Here is a 16,873-nt window from a genome sequence, read left to right on the forward strand (position 1 = left end):
CCTCGGCGGCTCCTGCTAGACTGGTAGACTCCCAACCGTCCGTCCAGGAGTCACCATGTCGCGCAAGTCCGCCTATAAGCAAGCACTTTCTATCGGCACCGCTGTGGTGCTGGGGTTTGCGCTGTTTACGGGATCGCTCGACGGGGCGCCCAGACTGCTCTCGCCGCAAAGTGATGAGCAGGCGGCGGCTCTGGCCGAGAAGCAAGACGAGAGTCCCAGCCGCACCGACGACGAGGCAGACCTGGTTGCCCGACTCGAATCGGGAACGGCAAACTCCACAGACTCCCAAAACAGCCCGAACTCTAGCGACAAGCCACATTCCGCCGCACCCGACACCGGTGATGACGCTTCCGCGGACAGCGCCGCCACCCCCATCGACGAGGTCGAAAACCCCAATCTCGACCGCGCCCGCGGCGTATACCTCAGCAGCATTCCTGACTACGCGGGCAACCCCTATGTTGCCCTGCGAGCCGACAGCACGCACCCGTTGGGCACACCATCATTCACGCTCGATGAATACGAGCGCGCTACAGAAGAAGGTTGCTTTAAGAAGTTCTCCAAGCTCGACAGCCTGGGCCGCACCCGCAAAGCGCTCGCTTGCGTGGGCCCCGAATCGCTCGGTCAAGGCGAGCGCGGCGATATCTCGCGTATCCATCCCGCCGGATGGCGCCAGCAGCGCTACGACTTTATTCCGGGCCAGAGCCTCTACAACCGCTGTCACCTCATCGCCTGGTCGCTCTGCGGCGAAAACGCCAACCGCAAGAATCTCCTCACCGGCACGCGTTATCTCAACGAAACGGGTATGCTGCCATTTGAGGAGCAGATTCTCGGCTACATCCGCGAGACGGGCAACCATGTGCTCTACCGTGTCACGCCCATGTACAACGAAGAGGAACTCGTCTGCCGTGGCGTGCGTCTTGAGGCGCAATCGGTCGAGGACCACGGCAAGACCCTGTGCTTCCACGTGTACTGCTACAACCTGCAGCCGCATGTGCAGATCGACTACGCTACCGGCCGCAATCAGGCCTCGGGAGACTAGGGCCGGCCAAGCTGCCCCAAAACTTAAAATGAACCGTTTTCCTCCATCCCCCAGGGATCAAAAAGGGCCGCCCTGGATTGGCCAGAGCGGCCCTTGCATCGGCATGTATGTTACAGGCAACGCCCAACGCTACTTGGCACGGCCCTCCTCATAGCGCTCGACCAGCTTGGCCTGAACGTCATAAGGCACCTGCTCATAGCCCGCAGGCTTCATGGTAAAGTCGCCCGTGCCGCGCGTGATGGAGCGCAGACGCGTCGAGTAATCCGTCAGCTCGGCGAGAGGCGCCTGAGCGATGACCACGGTGTCTCCGCGCTCATCGGTCTCCATACCCGTCACGCGACCGCGCGAGGCCGAGATGTCGCCCATCACGGCGCCGGCGTAGCTCTCGGGAATAGTCACCGTGATTTCCTCGATGGGCTCCAGCACCACCGGGTCGGCGTCGGCGCATGCCTTGCGCAGGCCGATGCGAGCCGCCGCGCGGAACGCCATCTCGTTGGAGTCGACGCTGTGATACGACCCGTCGTACACAGCCACGCGAATGCCCGTAAGCGGGTAGCCGGCAATGATGCCGTCCTTCATGGTCTCCTGAACGCCCTTGTCCACGGCAGGGATCAGCGAGCGCGGAATGCGGCCGCCTACGACCTCGTCCACAAACTCATAGCCGTCGCTCGTACCGTCGGGCCCAATGAGCGGCTCTACGCGCAGCCAGCAGTCACCATACTGTCCGGCGCCGCCGGTCTGCTTCTTGTGGCGGCCCTGGGCAGTTGCCGTGCGGCGAATGGTCTCGCGATACGGGATGCGAATCGGCACGCTCTTGGCCGCGACCTTGGTACGGTCCTCAAGACGATTGAGCAGGACCGAAACCTGCGCCTCGCCCACCGCCGAAATGATGGTCTGGCCGGTCTCCTCGTCGCGGTCGATGCTCATGGTCGGATCGGCCTTGCATGCCTTCTCGATAAACGTGTAGAGCTTCTCTTCGTCGCCGCGATTCTCGGCCTCGATGGCGATGCGGTACTGCGAGTTGGGGAACTTAAACGCCGCAGCCTCGACCTTGCCGGTAATCGAGAGCGTATCGCCCGTCTCGGCCGCCAGCTTGGGTGCCACGATGATATCGCCGGCATAGGCGTGACCGACCTCGGTCATGTCGCGGCCGCACATCACATACAGGTGAGCCAGACGATCGCTCTTGCGGGTGCGCGCGTTGATCAGCTCAAGGCCCGGCTCAAGCGTGCCCGTCAGCACCTTGATGAAGCTGATGCGACCCTGCTGAGGATCGGCCAGGGTCTTAAACACAAACGCCACCGGGCGGTCATCATCGCTCGAAATCTTGAGCGAATCACCGTCGATGAGCGGCATCTCGCCGTAGTCCGTCGGCGCCGGGAAGTACGTGGCGATGTCGTCCATCAGCGTGTTGACGCCCTGCTCCTTAATGCAATCGCCCGCAAAGACCGGCACAAAGATGCGCTCGGCGATCGCCTTCGACAGCAGGCCTTCAAGCTCCTCCTGCGTCAGCGTCTCCTCGCCTTCCAAGTACTTCATCATCAGTTCGTCGTCAGCCTCGGACACCAGCTCGCACAGATGGTCATGGGCCTCCTCGGCCTGGGCACGATACTCCTCGGGAATCTCCGACTCAACGGCTTCGGCGCCGTTGCAATGGCGCGCCTTCATGCGCACCAGGTCAATGATACCGTCAAAGTCCTCGCCCTCGCCCCAGGGAAGGGTCACGGCGCCCAGGCGCGTGCCAAAGCGCTCCTGCAGCAGGTCCATCGTGGTCGCAAAGCTGGCCTCGGAGCGCGACAGGCGGTTTACGAACACCGCACGCGCCAGACGCAGGTCCTCGGCGGCATACCAGAGCTTAACCGTCGTAGGCTGCGGGCCGGCCTCGGCGTCGACCACAAACAGAGCCGTCTCGCAGACGCTCATCGCGGCAAAGGCGTCGCCGATAAAATCGGGGTAGCACGGGGCATCGAGCACATTGATGCGCGCACCCTTCCAGTCGATCGGCGCAATGGTCGTCGAGATGGAAAACGCACGCTTGACCTCTTCGGGGTCATAGTCGAGCGTGGGCTTGGTGCCGTCGTGGCCGCCCAGGCGGGCGGTCTTGCCGGAAAGGTGGAGCATGGCCTCGGCGAGTGAAGTCTTGCCCACCCCACCTTGGCCTACGAGCACCACGTTCCTTACATTACCGGTCTTGGGAGCACCCATGATGACCTCCTTGCAGGGCCGCGCGCAATGCGCGACGCCAACGGGGAGAGTTCGCGGTCGATGTCGTCCCGGGAGCAGCATGGTCGGCAGCCGATCCGGCTCACCCTCCAAATGTCCTATGCCACCACCCTACCCTCGCGGGCGACTGTCCATGCACACCTTTCGGCGCACGTATGAATACGGGCGGCGAGAGGAGGGGGCAAACGCCTGAGGCGGTTATTAAGCCCCATAGGCGCAAATAAAAATCGCCGCAGGCCATAAGACCTGCAGCGGTTTCGCCTCAATGTCTACTTGAGCCTATCCCTCGATACGGCTCAGGAACTCGCGTGTGCGCCGTTCGCGCGGATGACCGATAACCTGCTCGGCAGGACCCTCCTCGACAATGCGACCGCCGTCCATAAAGACCACGCGATCGGCAACATCGCGCGCAAACTGCATCGCATGGGTCACGATCACCATCGTCATATTCTGCGCGGCAAGGTCTTTAATGACACGCAGCACCTCGGCCGTTAGCTCGGGATCGAGTGCCGAGGTCGGCTCATCGAAGAACAAGATCTCTGGATCGAGCGCCAAGGCGCGCGCAATACTCACACGTTGCTGCTGACCGCCCGAAAGCTCGCATGGCACCTTGTTCTCGTTGCCCTTAAGCCCCATCTGCGCGATCAACTCACGCGCACGTGCTTCGACCTGCCCGCGCGGGCGCTTGAGCACGCGGATCGGAGCGTCGGTAATGTTTTTCATCACGGTATAATGCGGGAACAAATTGTAGTTCTGAAACACCAGGCCAAAGCGCGAGCGCGCCTGCTTGGGCACATCGCCTTTCGCATACACCGTACCCGATCCCGCATCCGTCGCAACGGCTAGATCACCAAACGAAAGCGAGCCGCCGTCAAGCGTCTCGAGCAGCGTGGCGCAGCGCAACAGCGTTGACTTACCGCCGCCCGAAGGTCCGATAATCGCCACGACCTCGCCGCGCTTTACCTCGAGCGAGATATCCTTGAGCACCTCATTGCCACCAAACGCCTTGCGCGCGCTCGTTATATTCATTACCGTTCCGGACACGGGAACCTCCATGTGTTTGAAAAGCACGACGGAACAGGCTAGTCGTGGTAGTAGTCAAGTCGCTTTTCGGCGGCGCCCAGCAGCATCTCGACCACAAAGTTAAAGACCCAGTAGATCAGTGCCGCAATCGCAAACGGCACCATGCTCACTTGAGAGGCAACCAGTGCCTTGGCCGTCGAGAACATCTCCCCCACGCCGATGGCAAACGCCAGCGACGTGTCCTTGACCAGCGTGATGATTTCGTTGCCCATCGCCGGCAAAATGCGCTTGGCGACCTGCGGCATCACAATGTACAAAAACGTCTGCAGGCGTGAGTAACCCAGCACCTCGGCGGCCTCATATTGACCACGCGGGATAGACTGCAAACCCGAGCGATAGATCTCGGCAAAGTAGCCGGCATAGTTGATGATGAATGCCACGACGCACGCTGTCCACTTGGAATCGGGCGTGAGCGAAATACCAAAGACGTAATACGGAGCAAAGTAGATGGCAAACATCTGCAGCATGAGCGGCGTACCGCGCATGACCGAAATGTAGATGCGCGCAATCCAACGCAGCGGCGCGATTTTGCTCATACGCATAAACGCCACGGGAATTCCCAAGGGAATCGAGCCCAACAGCGTGAGCACAAACAACTGCAAACTGACCAAGAAACCCTGGCCAAGCATCTGCATCATGACCTGAATAGACAACCCAAGCTCTCTTTCACAGCAACAGAACAGCAGGTGTTAATTGAAATAGGCACAGTGCCCAAGATTGCGAGCGACAAGCCCGACGAAGCGTACTTTGGTACGCGAGGAGGGTTGGAGCCGCAAGGTTGGGTGCTGTGGCTATTTCAAAACACAGTTGTCGAAGGATAGACCGTAGCTCGCATACTTGTCGCACAGGTCCTTGACTGTACCGTCCTCATAGAGCGCCTTGAGCGACTCGGTCACGGCGTCGGCCGACTTAGTATCACCCTTCTTAAAGCCAACGGCGTAGTGCTCGCTGGACAGCGGTTTTTCAAGTTGCGTATAGGCATCGGGCTTGGCGGCAAGCTGATACTGGGCGATCGAAAGGTCGCAAGCCACCGCATCGACCGCGCCGCTCTCGAGCTGCATAAAAGCCGTGTTGTACTCGCCGATGGTATCGAGCGTGGCAAACGTCGCCGCCAGATCCTTCTGGTCACCCTCTAGCACATCCTGTGCGGCAGAATCGGTCTGGGTAATCACGGTCTTGCCGGCAAGGTCGTCCCAACTCTTGATGCCCGCATCCTTCTTGACCACCAGCACCTGCTCATTGAGCATGTACGGCTCGGAGAACGTGTAGTCGTCCTCGCGGCCCTCCATGGTAAAGCCGTTCCAGATGCAGTTGATGGCGCCCGAGTTGAGCAGCGTATCCTTGGCGTCCCAGTCGATGGCCTCGTACTTGACCTCCCAGCCCTGCTTATCGGCAACTGCCTTGGCCAAATCGAGATCAAAGCCGGTGTACTCGCCATCGTCGCCCACAAAGCCATACGGAGGATAGGACTTGTCAAAGCCCACCACGAGCTTCTTAGACTCCACAGCGCCCTTGGCGTCCTTTGCCGCAGCAGAGCCGGCAGTGGAACCCTTGTCGGCACCACCGCCGCAGCCGACAAGACCAAGGCCAAGCACCGTGGCGAGCGAGCCGGCTAGACCAACAAACTGACGACGAGACATATCGGTATTCATGGTATTCCCCCTTGATGGCACTTTAGTTAAGTAAAGTGATTCATGTAACGCCCAGAATCATACACTTTACCTTGATAGAGTACAAGGGAGAAGTTGCCCGGCGCGGGCGGGGAGCGGCGCGTAATTAAGTTTCCTGCTCTACAGTCCTGCGCAAGACGGAAAGCACATTAAGTGCTTTCCTTTGCGTGCGGAACTCGCGATAAACTTAATTACGCGCCGCTCCCCGCCCGCGCCGGGCAAACGTCGTTGGACTTATCACTAACGTGAAGTGGACGCTTGTATATCGTCTGCTAGCTTGGCACGGTACAATGCTTTCAGATTTCAATTTATAAATTAGTGGGGTTACTTCATGGCAGAATCTCGTGCGGAGCGTAAGGCTCGTCGTGCTTTGATCGAGGCGGCTGAGGGGTCGGAGGAGAAAAAATCTTCTAAGAAATCCAAGTCGTCTCAGGACACGAAGGGTAAGTCGGCCAAGGGCAAGGCTAAGACCAAGCGTCCCAGCCCTCGTCGGAGCGAGGATAAGGCGCCTCAGACTCGTTCCAAGCGCTCGCATAATGAGTCGTCCCGGTCCGCTCATAAGGCCGTTGATCCCAAGTCGCCTTGTTCCATCATGAAAGCTTGCGGTGGATGCACGGCGCTCAACAGGCCTTATAAGAAGCAGCTGGCGACCAAGCAGGCTGCTATGGGTGAACTTTTTGCTGCTCTTTGCGAGCGTGAGGGCATAACCGTCGATCCCATTCGCGGTATGGACGTTACTCTGGGCGACCCGGGCAAATATCCTGCGCCGCGTGGTTTTCGCCATAAGGCCGCCACTCCCTTTGCCCCCGGCAAAGGGGGCGCTGTCCGCTGCGGCTTTTTTGAGCGCGGCACGCACAGAATCGTCGCTGTTCCCGAATGCCCCGTCGAGGCGCCGGGAGCCCGTCAGATTCTTAACGGCATTGCGCGTGAGGCCGAGCGCCTGCACATTCCCGCCTTTAACGAGGACAAGCATCTGGGCCTGCTTCGCTATGCCGTCGTTCGCTGCGGCTGGCGCACCGACCAGATCATGATCACCCTCGTTACCGCCCAGCGCGACCTGCCGCATGCGCAGGAATTCTTTGAGGCCATCGCCGCACTCGATCCGCGTATCGTCACCGTCGCCCAAAACATCAACGGACGCCCTGGCAACGCCATCCTGGGTGAGGAAACCCACATCGTGTATGGCGCTGAATGCATGCGCGACCAGCTACTCGTCTGCGAGTTCGATATCTCCCCCACCGCGTTCTACCAGACCAACCCGCAGCAGACCGAGCTGCTCTACCAGCTCGCTATCGACGGTATGGATCTGCACCAGGGCGATGTTCTCATGGATGCCTACTGCGGCAGCGGCACCATCGGTCTTTGCGCAGCTAAAGAAGCTCAGAACAAGGGCATCGGCATCATGTTACTTGGCGTGGAGCGCAACCCGGCGGGCATTGCCGACGCACGCCGCAACGCCGAGCTCAACGGTCTTACCCGCAGCGCCTGGTTTATGGCCGACGATGCCACCGACTACATCCTAGATGCCGCCGACAACAACGAGCGCATCGACGTCCTTTCCATCGATCCGCCGCGTGCCGGCTCTACCCCCGAGTTCCTCGAAGCCGCCTGCGCGCTTAGACCTCGCCGCATCACCTATATCAGCTGCAACCCTGTGACCCAAGAGCGTGACCTGCACCAGCTCCTCGACGGTGGCTATCGCCTGCTCAAGATCACGCCCGTCGACATGTTCCCCCATACCGACCACACCGAAACTGTAGCGGTCCTCGAGCGCCGCTAATCCACCGGTACAAGAAGGGGGCGACCCGTCTGGGCCGCCCCCTTACTTGGTTTATGAACTCCGCTACATCCTCTTGCGCAGGTCACACACGCCGGCTGCCGCCATCTCGCGCAGTAGCGTCTCGCGGTCGCGCGTCACGATCAAATCCAGCGGAAAGTGAATCTCGTCGAGCATCTTGCGCGCTTGGTCGAGCTTACCAATTGCCATACCAATGTGCGCATCGGTCGAGACGCCAATCCCCACGCCCAGCTCGGCGCACCGCTCGGCAATCTTGCGGCACACGTCCCAATGCTCGGCATCCGCGCCATGCTCAAGACTGTGATTGTTGATCTCGATGATCTTGTGCTTAGCCTTAGCAGCAAGCAACACCTCGTCGATATCGAACGGCACGCCCGAGCGACCCGTATGCCCCAGCATAAACACCTTGGGGTGCTCTAGAGCATTGATATACATCTCGGTCGTCTGGGCCAGCGTCGCGCCTTCAGCGAACTGCGGATTATGCACGCTTGCAACCAAATAATCCAAATTACGCGTAACCCGATCGAACAGCGAATGCTGACGGCTGTACGAATCGCCGGCAATATCGAGCGTGACAGGAGTGTCCTCGCCAAACAGGCTTCCGTCCAGCGAAACGATATCGGCCTCGGCGCCACGCAGCACCAACACGCCGCTCCAAATGCGCGGCCATATATCCTGGTTGATAAAGAACTGGTAACTGCGCAGGTCATTGGGGCAAGCCGTAACCATAGAGCTCAGATGGTCGGCAGATCCAAGCACCTGCAGGCCACGCTCTGCCGCCCAGTACACATTCTCCTCAATGGTCGAATATGCATGCGCAGAGAACATCGTATGGGTATGAATGTCACAGGAAAGCAGGTAGGGCATCAGGTCTCCTTATCCGGTATGGCCGTCGCGTATATTCATTGTACGCATAGCCTTCGATAGTCGTAAAACCGCTCCATCCCAAAGACACAACGTCCATGACAACGGGGTCCGGTTTAACACCAAACCCCGTTTCACGTAAAACATTGTAGGCAGAGCGCTCTGCTTTTAACGATACTCGTCCGCCAACTGTTTCCAAGCGGGTAGCGAATTGATAATCGTTTCGTAACTCACGCAATAACCCAAGCGGAACCAACCCGGCATGCCAAAGCTATCCGAAGGCACCGCGAGCAACTCGTACTTCATTGCACGCTCGCAAAAAGCGTTTGCGTCGGGCTCGAGCGCCTTCACCCACAGATAGAAAGCGCCGTCCGGCTCAACGTAGGTGTAGCCGTACTCCGCCAATGCGTCGGTGAGCGCCGTTCGGTTGCGAGCATAGGCTTCGACATCACTCGGCTCATCGATGCAATCGATAATCACGCGCTGGAAGAGCGCCGGTGCGCACACAAAACCCAGTGTACGGGCGGCACCGGCGACGGCCGGCATAAGGCGAGCAGCCTGCGGATTGGTGTTGGGAACCAAGATCCAGCCCACGCGCTCACCCGGCAGCGACAGCGACTTGGAATACGAATAGCACACGACGGTGTTCTCGTAGATCGAGGGTACCCAGGGCACCTCGGCACCGTACACGATCTCGCGGTACGGCTCATCCGAGATGAGCATAATCGGATTCTCGGGATCACGCTTGGCATTGACCTCGCGCAGAACATTGGCCAGTCGCGTCAGCGTGTCGCGCGTATATACGGCACCGGTCGGGTTGTTGGGCGAGTCGATAATGACGGCCGCCGTCTTATCAGTAATCGCCTTGAGCACGTTGCCCACACTCAACTGAAACGTGTCTTCATCGGCGGGTGCCTCGACACACGTACAGCCGGCCTTCTCAATCCACACGCGATACTCCGGAAAGTACGGGGCGATAACAATGACCTCGTCACCGGGATTGGTAACAGCGTTGAGCGTGCAGGTGAGCGAAGCCGCCGCACCCACGGTCATAAAGACATCTTTACCCTCATAGCTCGTGCCAAAACGACGGTTGAGCGACTCGGCCACAGCGACACGACATTGCGGCAGGCCTGGTGCGGGCGTGTATCCGTGCAGTTGGTCGCTCGGCAGCTCCAAGGCCTTTTTGATGGACTCCGCCACGGCAGCGGGCGCCGGAACACTCGGGTTGCCCAGCGAAAAATCGAATACGTTCTCCGCACCGATCTGTGCCTTGCGTTCAAGTCCATAGCTAAAGATCTCGCGGATGATAGAGCTTTCCGCGCCGCGAGCAAACATGGTTTCGTTGATCATCTGTTCCCCTTTCGCATAGGCGGTATTGTACGCTTTAGTCAAGCAAAGTACCGCAGCAATGTTAATTGGGGACAGACTTAAATGCGTGAAAACGCTCATTTAAGTCTGTCCCCAATCAACAGATGGCCCCATATCGCTCAAAAGAAAAAGCCTCCGCAGGTTTTCCCCGCGGAGGCTCTCGCGACAAAGACTACTCGTCGGCCTCGGTGTCGCCATCGGCCTTTTTTGTGTCAGCAGCCTCGACATCGTCAGCGCTATCGGATGCGACTTCGGCATCTTCCTGCATGGCCGCCTGCGCAAAAGCTGCGGCATCAGCTGCCAGCTCCTCCTCGCTCATACGAGGCGTGCGCTTTTTGGTCGGCACGCCGCCCGCCTTGGCGTTGCGCTCCTCCTTGGCTGCCAGAATGTCGCCCTCGCGCTCAAGGTAGGCATCCCAGTCGTTGTCGAGCAGGGCGTTCACGGCGTCGCCTTCGACGGTCTCGCGCTCAAGCAGCACCTTCGCCATCAGATCGAGCTGATCGCGACGGGCATCCAAAATCTCAACAGCACGGCGATGGGCCTCACGCATGATGCGCTGAACCTCGATATCGATGCGGCGCGCCGTCTCCTCGGAGTAATCCTGGTGATCGGCATAATCGCGACCAAGGAACACCTGATGCTGCGCCTCGCCAAACACTTGCGTGCCCAGCTCCTCGCTCATGCCCAAACGCGTAACCATCTCGCGCGCCATCTTGGTCGCGCGCTCCAGATCGTTGCTCGCGCCCGATGTAATGTCATCGCACATGAGCTCCTCGGCAACGCGACCGCCCAGGAACACGGCAAGCTCGTCGAGCATCTCGTTCTTGGTCTTGAGGAAGTGATCCTCCTGCGGAAGCTGCAGCGTATAGCCCAGAGCCTGACCGCGGCTGACAATCGAAATCTTGTGAACCGGATCGGAGTGCTCCAGGATGTGACCCACCAGAGCATGACCGCTCTCGTGGTAGGCAATCGTGGTGCGCTCGGCTTCGGTCATCACGCGCCCCTTGCGCTGCGGTCCTGCAATCACGCGCTCCATCGATTCTTCGACCTCGTCCATCGAGATCACGGAGCGATGACGGCGAGCGGCAAGCAGTGCGGACTCGTTGAGCAGGTTTGCCAGATCGGCACCGGTAAAGCCAACGGTCATCTGGGCGAGCTTCTCAAACTTAACGTCCTCATCCATTGGCTTGTTCTCGGCATGCACGCGCAAAATCTGCTCGCGCCCCTTCACATCCGGGCGGTCGACCGTAACCTGGCGGTCAAAACGACCGGGGCGCAGCAATGCCGGATCCAGAATATCGGGGCGGTTGGTCGCGGCGATCAGGATGACCGATTCGCTTTCCTCAAAACCGTCCATTTCGACCAGCAGCTGGTTGAGCGTCTGCTCTCGCTCGTCGTGACCGCCGCCCAGGCCGGCTCCGCGCTGACGTCCCACGGCATCGATCTCGTCAATGAAGATGATCGACGGAGCCTGAGACTTGGCCTCCTTAAAGAGGTCGCGCACGCGGCTGGCGCCGACGCCCACGAACATCTCGACAAAGTCAGAGCCCGAGATGCTAAAGAACGGGACACCGGCCTCTCCGGCAACGGCCTTGGCCAGTAGCGTCTTACCGGTACCCGGAGGGCCCACCAGCAAAACGCCGCGCGGGATCTTGGCACCCAGCTTGCGATAACGGTCCGGATCGCTCAAGAAATCGCGAATCTCTTCGAGCTCCTCAACAGCCTCGTCCACGCCGGCAACGTCTTCGAACTTGACCTTGGGACGCGTAGCCTCGTTGGTCTTGGCGTTGGTCTTGCCAAACTGCATGTTCCTATTATTGGCGCCCATCATCTGGCGCATAAAGTAGAACATGATGGCGATCAGGGCAATCGTCGGCAGTACGCTCATCGCCAAGTCGCCCCAAAAATCGGGGTCGTTGGTGTTGACGATGTACTTAGTGTCGGGATGCTCCGCCATGAGCTCGGCAAGCGAATCGGAGCCGACATAGGTCGAGGAAAAGCTCTTGAGCTCACTCGTGTCGCCCTTGTCCTTTTTCGCCTTCCAGTAATGACCCGTCACACTTCCGTCCTGAACCGTATAGGTCAGATCTTCGACGCGATCCTGCTTGATAGCGCTCACCATCTCGCTCGTCGCGAGCTTAACGGTATTGCTGGAGCTGGCAAAGCCGGAGCCCATATTAAAGAAGGCATAGCCCAGAAGTGCGCAAGCCAAAAGAAAATACAGCCAGCCCGTACGTGTGGGTTTCTTGCCTCCGGGCATCCCCGGAATCTTAGGGTCCCGGGGTGTCTGGGAATTGTAGTCGTTACGGTCGTCGGGCATCTTACGAATAAACCTCCGGTTTCAAAATGCCCAGATACGGAAGGTTACGATAGCGCTCGGCATAGTCGAGGCCGTAGCCCACCACAAAGGCATCGGGGCAATGGGTTCCAACATACTTGGGCCTAATGGCCGAGATGCGATCCTCAACGTCCTTCCACAGGAAGGCGGCGACCTCCAGAGAAGCGGGCTTGCGGCTCTCAAGGTTCTTCATCAGATACTTGAGCGTCAGGCCCGAGTCCAGAATGTCTTCAACGATCAGCACGTCACGACCGCGGATATCGATATCAAGGTCTTTGATGATACGCACGATGCCCGAGGACTTCACACCGTCGCCATAGCTCGAAACGGCCATGAAATCGATATTGGTCGGCAGCTCGATCTTGCGCATCAGGTCGCCCATAAAGACCACGGCGCCGCGCAAGACCGCAATCAGCACCAAATCCTTACCCGCGTAGTCGCGCGTAATCTCCTCGCCCAGGCGAGAGACGATACCGTCGATATCCTCCTGCGTAAACAGAACCTTCTCGATATCCGGATGTTGAGAAGCCATGACAACCCTTTCTTGTGCTTAATCGCCCACACACCGCCGTATGGACGCGAACTACACATTCTAGCAGCGCACGGGGTATATTTTCCAGCCCGTGCACCATCAGCGCGGGAATACCGTCAACGCCGCACAGAAAAACTGGTGCGAGGGGCTAATCCGTGTCAACCACGCGAAGCAGATAGGCCACACGCGTCGCCGCCGTGCACTTAAAGCGTTCGTCCGCGCGAACTCCGGCGACCCACACCACGACACCCCCCGGTGCCGTCCTTACCATGGGAACGCCGGTGCGCTCGGAAACGGGAATACGAGCCTCGCACAACAAGTCGGATACCTTCTTGCTTCGGCCACTCATGCCTAACGGGCACATCACGTCTCCCGGTGCGGGACCGTCCACCCACAGGCGCGCCAATCGCCCCTCGGCAGGAACCTCGCCGCGCGAGCCCGCCAAGATCCGCTCGCTATCGCTGTTGGCAAAACCCAGGGCGGCCGCGTCCACCAAAGCTGCCACTTCCCCAGCAGCCGCAAACTCACGGGCGCGGCGCACGATATCGCATCCCGGCTCAACGGCTATCGCTTCTGTGACCAGCATACGTCCCCCGCCCAACGACATACGGCCGGGTATGGTAATCCAGTCCGCAACCAAGCCCTCACGAGCCGCCGGCGCCTTAAACGCCAGCATGCCAAACTCAACACGTGCGTCAATCCCCGCCGGAAGCGTAACCGAACCCGCACCCTCGGCAACACAGGAGAGGACTCGCTCCACATGGCGCATCTCTGGGCGAGCGTCCGAATCGATGCGTTTAATCGCCAGTCGCACGATGCGCCGCGCGATTACCACCTCGGCCGCAGCAAGGCGTCTGGCATCAAGCACCAGCGCGCCCGCTGCCTCTTTGCGCAGGCAGCTTCGAAACGCCTGTGCCGACAACTGGGATAGAAACGCATCCTCATCACCCAAAATCTCACAGGCGGCGCCAATCGTCTTGCACACGCTCGCATTACGCTGCGCCAGCACTGGCATTACCCGGTGGCGAACGTAGTTTCGCAGATACGTGATATCTTCGTTGCTCTCGTCCTCGCGCCACGGCTGACCATGCACCTGCAGATAGCCCACAAGCTCGCCATGAGTTAGGTCGAGCAAGGGGCGTACCACAATATTCCTTCGGCGGGGAATGCTCGAGAGCCCAGCAGGGCCCGACCCCTTAATGGCGTTCATCAAAAATGTTTCCGCGCGGTCTGAAGAGGTATGGGCAGTACAGATGCGCGCCGCCGTTCTCGGCGTCCCCATCTTGGCACAAAGCTCACGAACATACCTTCGCGCCGCGGCATAACGCACCTCGCGCGCAGCCGCCTCGATATTGCCCGACTCCCCATCAAAATAGGCGTGCTCCACGCACAGCGGTAAGCCGTATTGTGCGCAGAGCTCGCGCACAAAGGCCTCGTCGCCGTCGGATGCCTTGCCTCGCAGGTGATGGTTTACATGAAGCACATGTAGGCGCTCGCGAGCAATGGGGGCAACGCCGCGTCCATCTTGGATATCCAGCTTTGATGTGCACGCCATAAGAAGCAGTGCCGTCGAGTCCGCACCGCCTGATACCATGAGCACCACAGGAGCAGCCTGCTGCCTCGTCCGGGTCTCATCGACTGCCCCGGGTACGGCATGGTGTCCGTAATGCTGTGATACCGTTGGCATTCGCTTCCTCCTCTATTCGTCAGCACTCATTGTATCCTTTGGAATCTTATGTCTCGCCTGCACCTTCATATCCTCGGCAGCGGCTCTAAAGGCAACTGCGCACTCATCGAGGGCCCGCAGGGGCTCATTATGGTCGATGACGGACTGTCCCGCCGCGAAACACTCAAACGCATGGCTGAGCTCGGCCTTTCGGCAGACGACGTGTCCGCCCTTGTTGTCACCCATGAGCACAGCGACCACATTAAGGGGCTTGAGGTGTGGTGTAAACATTGGAACGGACCGGTCTTTTCCAGCAGAGGCACGCTCGCATCAAAGGAAAGCCTCGCACATCTGTCTGTTGAGGAATTCGACCCAGGTGACGCCCTCTCTATTGCCGGGGTCCACATTCAAACGTATTCGACATCGCACGACGTCGTCAATCCTGTCGGCTACCGTTTTGATGCCCAGGGTGATTCGGTTGGCTTTGCCACCGACACCGGCGAGTTGTCGAAGCATGCCATCGATACGCTCAAGGACTGTCGCATTCTCGCGCTCGAAAGCAACCACGATGTAGCCATGCTGCGTCAAGGAGACTATCCTCGCTTTCTTCAGGAGCGCATCCTGTCTGCAAAAGGGCATCTCTCCAACGATCAGGCCGCCGATGCCGCACGCGCGCTGGTAACCGATCGCACCGAGCAGCTTATCGCGATGCACATTAGCCAAGACAACAATCGCCCAAGCCTTACCGTCAAAAGCTACGCAAGCTCACTTGGGGCAACACTCGACAACGAGCTTGGTAGCACCGCCACCCGCGTTGAGGGGCCACATAAACTCACAATACGTCCCGCCGGGCAATATCGGCCCATGACCATTCAGTAGGCTGTCTCAAATAGAAAAGGGGGCCGGGAATCGCTTCCCAGCCCCCTTAACTCAGGCACTGATGTTAATAGCCGATAACGTTAGTCGATGAAAATCTTCGTAACGTTCTTCTTCTCGACAATCTTAGGAACCGTAACGGTAAGGATGCCGTCAGCATACTTTGCAGAAAGTCCCTCGCTCGAAGCATCCTTCAGGTACACACCGCGCGTCGCGCTGTAAGAGCAAAACTCCTTCTGCAGGTAGTTCTTGTCCTTGTTCTCTTCGCTCTCCTCAACATTCACGCTAATGGAAAGACGACCCTCATTGAGCTCAACGTCGATGTCGTCCTTCGCGACGCCGGTCAAATAAGCCTTGACCTCGTAACCGTCGCCCTTGTCCTCAACATCAACGGGAAACGCCTTGGAGGCGATCGAGTTGTTTGCCAGATCGGTCATATCATCAAACAGATCGAACAACGAGCTAGCAGAGGGACGAACACCAAAAACCGAACGATAAGGAACCATGCTTGCCATGACTACCACTCCTTTAAGGGACTGCCGAGCCATCTTCTAGGTGGCAGGGACTTCTTTTGACGCTTTAATATATGCCCATCCATTTCTTATATATACATTTTGATATAAAGTTTTTTGAGTCTCTATCTATAAGCATATCTAAGTCTGTGTGACTAAGATTTAATGAGGTCAAGGTTCTTTGAACCGTGCCTTAAATACCAAATGTGCCCTAGCTAAACAAAGCTGGGGCTTACAATGAGCGTATACACAATATTAATGACAACCTAAGGGCATCATGGACGATCAAGCCTCCGACAATTCGTATGATCAGATGCAGAACGATAAATCAACCTATCCGCAGACCATACGCTACCATCGTCCCCATATTTCCCAAGAGCCTATTGACGATACAGAGCCTGAATATGTAACTCGCAATCGTTATCAAACCCTTGAAGAATCTCAATCAGGTCGCAAACATATGGGCGTCGCACCGAGCGAATCGGCGCATCTCAAAGATGCCCCCTTATCCAAAAACAGCGCATGCAACCAGGAGCAGGCCCAAACACCCGCTAAGCAACAACGAAGAGAGCCTCGCCCTAAGCAGACCCTAACGCATTCTGCCCGCTATTTAGAGACGCCGAAGCAAGGAAAATCGATATTTATATCGTCTAGCAGGCGACGCAAACAGCACCGGCTCCAAATCGCGCTCTTGATCATTGCCATCGCGGCAATCGCACTGGTCATTCGTTTTATTTTCTTCAAATAGAAAAGACAATTAAGCCGTAGGAGCTTTAAGTTTACAACGCTCAAATCAAAACCACCCCTAAAAGGGGTGGTTTGCTCTTAGGGTATAACCCTTGGATTTCCGGCACGCGTCTAAAGGCGCCGGCCCTCACGGGGTTCGGGCCGCACTGCAGAT

Annotated in this window: 14 protein-coding genes; 4 read left to right on the plus strand and 10 right to left on the minus strand. The window is 58.3% G+C overall.

Features of this window, described 5'->3' with window-relative positions; genetic code table 11:
* The first annotated feature begins 55 nt into the window (after positions 1-55).
* Positions 56-1,039: a DNA/RNA non-specific endonuclease gene (locus ACTQ1E_RS07500; protein WP_441565628.1), complete on the plus strand. Its 984-nt coding sequence runs from the start codon at positions 56-58 to the stop codon at positions 1,037-1,039.
* Positions 1,040-1,168: 129 nt separating this feature from the next.
* Here ACTQ1E_RS07500 and ACTQ1E_RS07505 read toward each other — a convergent pair whose 3' ends face one another.
* From ACTQ1E_RS07505 to ACTQ1E_RS07520, 4 genes are all read right to left on the minus strand, one after another.
* Entirely contained in the window at positions 1,169-3,244 is a 2,076-nt protein-coding gene (locus ACTQ1E_RS07505; RefSeq protein WP_441565630.1) for an elongation factor G, read from the minus strand.
* A 297-nt stretch (positions 3,245-3,541) separates the two neighbouring features.
* The gene (locus ACTQ1E_RS07510; protein ID WP_441548380.1) at positions 3,542-4,291 is read right to left on the minus strand and encodes an amino acid ABC transporter ATP-binding protein; all 750 of its coding nucleotides are present in this window, start codon (positions 4,289-4,291) and stop codon (positions 3,542-3,544) included.
* Between the two features lie 53 nt (positions 4,292-4,344).
* Positions 4,345-4,998: an amino acid ABC transporter permease gene (locus ACTQ1E_RS07515; protein ID WP_233502679.1), complete on the minus strand. Its 654-nt coding sequence runs from the start codon at positions 4,996-4,998 to the stop codon at positions 4,345-4,347.
* Positions 4,999-5,136: 138 nt separating this feature from the next.
* Positions 5,137-5,997 (minus strand): transporter substrate-binding domain-containing protein, encoded by an 861-nt coding sequence (locus tag ACTQ1E_RS07520; RefSeq protein WP_441565632.1) that lies wholly within the window; start codon positions 5,995-5,997, stop codon positions 5,137-5,139.
* Positions 5,998-6,346: 349 nt separating this feature from the next.
* Between ACTQ1E_RS07520 and rlmD the strand changes: the two genes are divergently transcribed.
* On the plus strand, positions 6,347-7,795 hold the full coding sequence (rlmD, locus tag ACTQ1E_RS07525) for a 23S rRNA (uracil(1939)-C(5))-methyltransferase RlmD (RefSeq protein ID WP_441565634.1): 1,449 nt from the start codon (positions 6,347-6,349) through the stop codon (positions 7,793-7,795).
* Positions 7,796-7,858: 63 nt separating this feature from the next.
* Here rlmD and ACTQ1E_RS07530 read toward each other — a convergent pair whose 3' ends face one another.
* The 5 genes from ACTQ1E_RS07530 to tilS form a co-directional block, all read right to left on the minus strand.
* A complete protein-coding gene (locus ACTQ1E_RS07530) occupies positions 7,859-8,680 on the minus strand; it encodes a phosphatase (RefSeq protein WP_154517764.1) in 822 nt (273 codons plus the stop codon).
* 165 nt (positions 8,681-8,845) lie between these two features.
* Positions 8,846-10,030, minus strand: a complete 1,185-nt coding sequence (locus tag ACTQ1E_RS07535; protein ID WP_441565636.1) for a pyridoxal phosphate-dependent aminotransferase — start codon at positions 10,028-10,030, stop codon at positions 8,846-8,848.
* A gap of 190 nt (positions 10,031-10,220) precedes the next feature.
* Positions 10,221-12,368, minus strand: a complete 2,148-nt coding sequence (gene ftsH / locus ACTQ1E_RS07540; protein WP_441049310.1) for an ATP-dependent zinc metalloprotease FtsH — start codon at positions 12,366-12,368, stop codon at positions 10,221-10,223.
* Position 12,369: 1 nt separating this feature from the next.
* The gene (gene hpt, locus ACTQ1E_RS07545; protein WP_441565638.1) at positions 12,370-12,918 is read right to left on the minus strand and encodes a hypoxanthine phosphoribosyltransferase; all 549 of its coding nucleotides are present in this window, start codon (positions 12,916-12,918) and stop codon (positions 12,370-12,372) included.
* Positions 12,919-13,066: 148 nt separating this feature from the next.
* On the minus strand, positions 13,067-14,605 hold the full coding sequence (gene tilS / locus ACTQ1E_RS07550) for a tRNA lysidine(34) synthetase TilS (RefSeq protein WP_441565640.1): 1,539 nt from the start codon (positions 14,603-14,605) through the stop codon (positions 13,067-13,069).
* A 48-nt stretch (positions 14,606-14,653) separates the two neighbouring features.
* Between tilS and ACTQ1E_RS07555 the strand changes: the two genes are divergently transcribed.
* Positions 14,654-15,463, plus strand: coding sequence for an MBL fold metallo-hydrolase (locus ACTQ1E_RS07555; protein WP_154517751.1), 810 nt, complete (start codon positions 14,654-14,656; stop codon positions 15,461-15,463).
* 80 nt (positions 15,464-15,543) lie between these two features.
* Here the strand turns inward: ACTQ1E_RS07555 and ACTQ1E_RS07560 are convergent, their stop codons facing one another.
* Positions 15,544-15,975, minus strand: coding sequence for an Hsp20 family protein (locus ACTQ1E_RS07560; protein WP_427728790.1), 432 nt, complete (start codon positions 15,973-15,975; stop codon positions 15,544-15,546).
* Positions 15,976-16,249: 274 nt separating this feature from the next.
* Here ACTQ1E_RS07560 and ACTQ1E_RS07565 point away from each other — a divergent pair, with 274 nt between their 5' ends.
* Positions 16,250-16,720 carry a hypothetical protein gene (locus ACTQ1E_RS07565; protein WP_441565642.1) on the plus strand — a complete coding sequence of 157 codons (471 nt, stop codon included), beginning with the start codon at positions 16,250-16,252 and terminating at the stop codon, positions 16,718-16,720.
* Positions 16,721-16,873: the final 153 nt, after the last annotated feature.

The sequence above is a fragment of the Collinsella sp. LCP21S3_C7 genome (genome assembly GCF_052118485.1).
Lineage (GTDB): Bacteria > Actinomycetota > Coriobacteriia > Coriobacteriales > Coriobacteriaceae > Collinsella.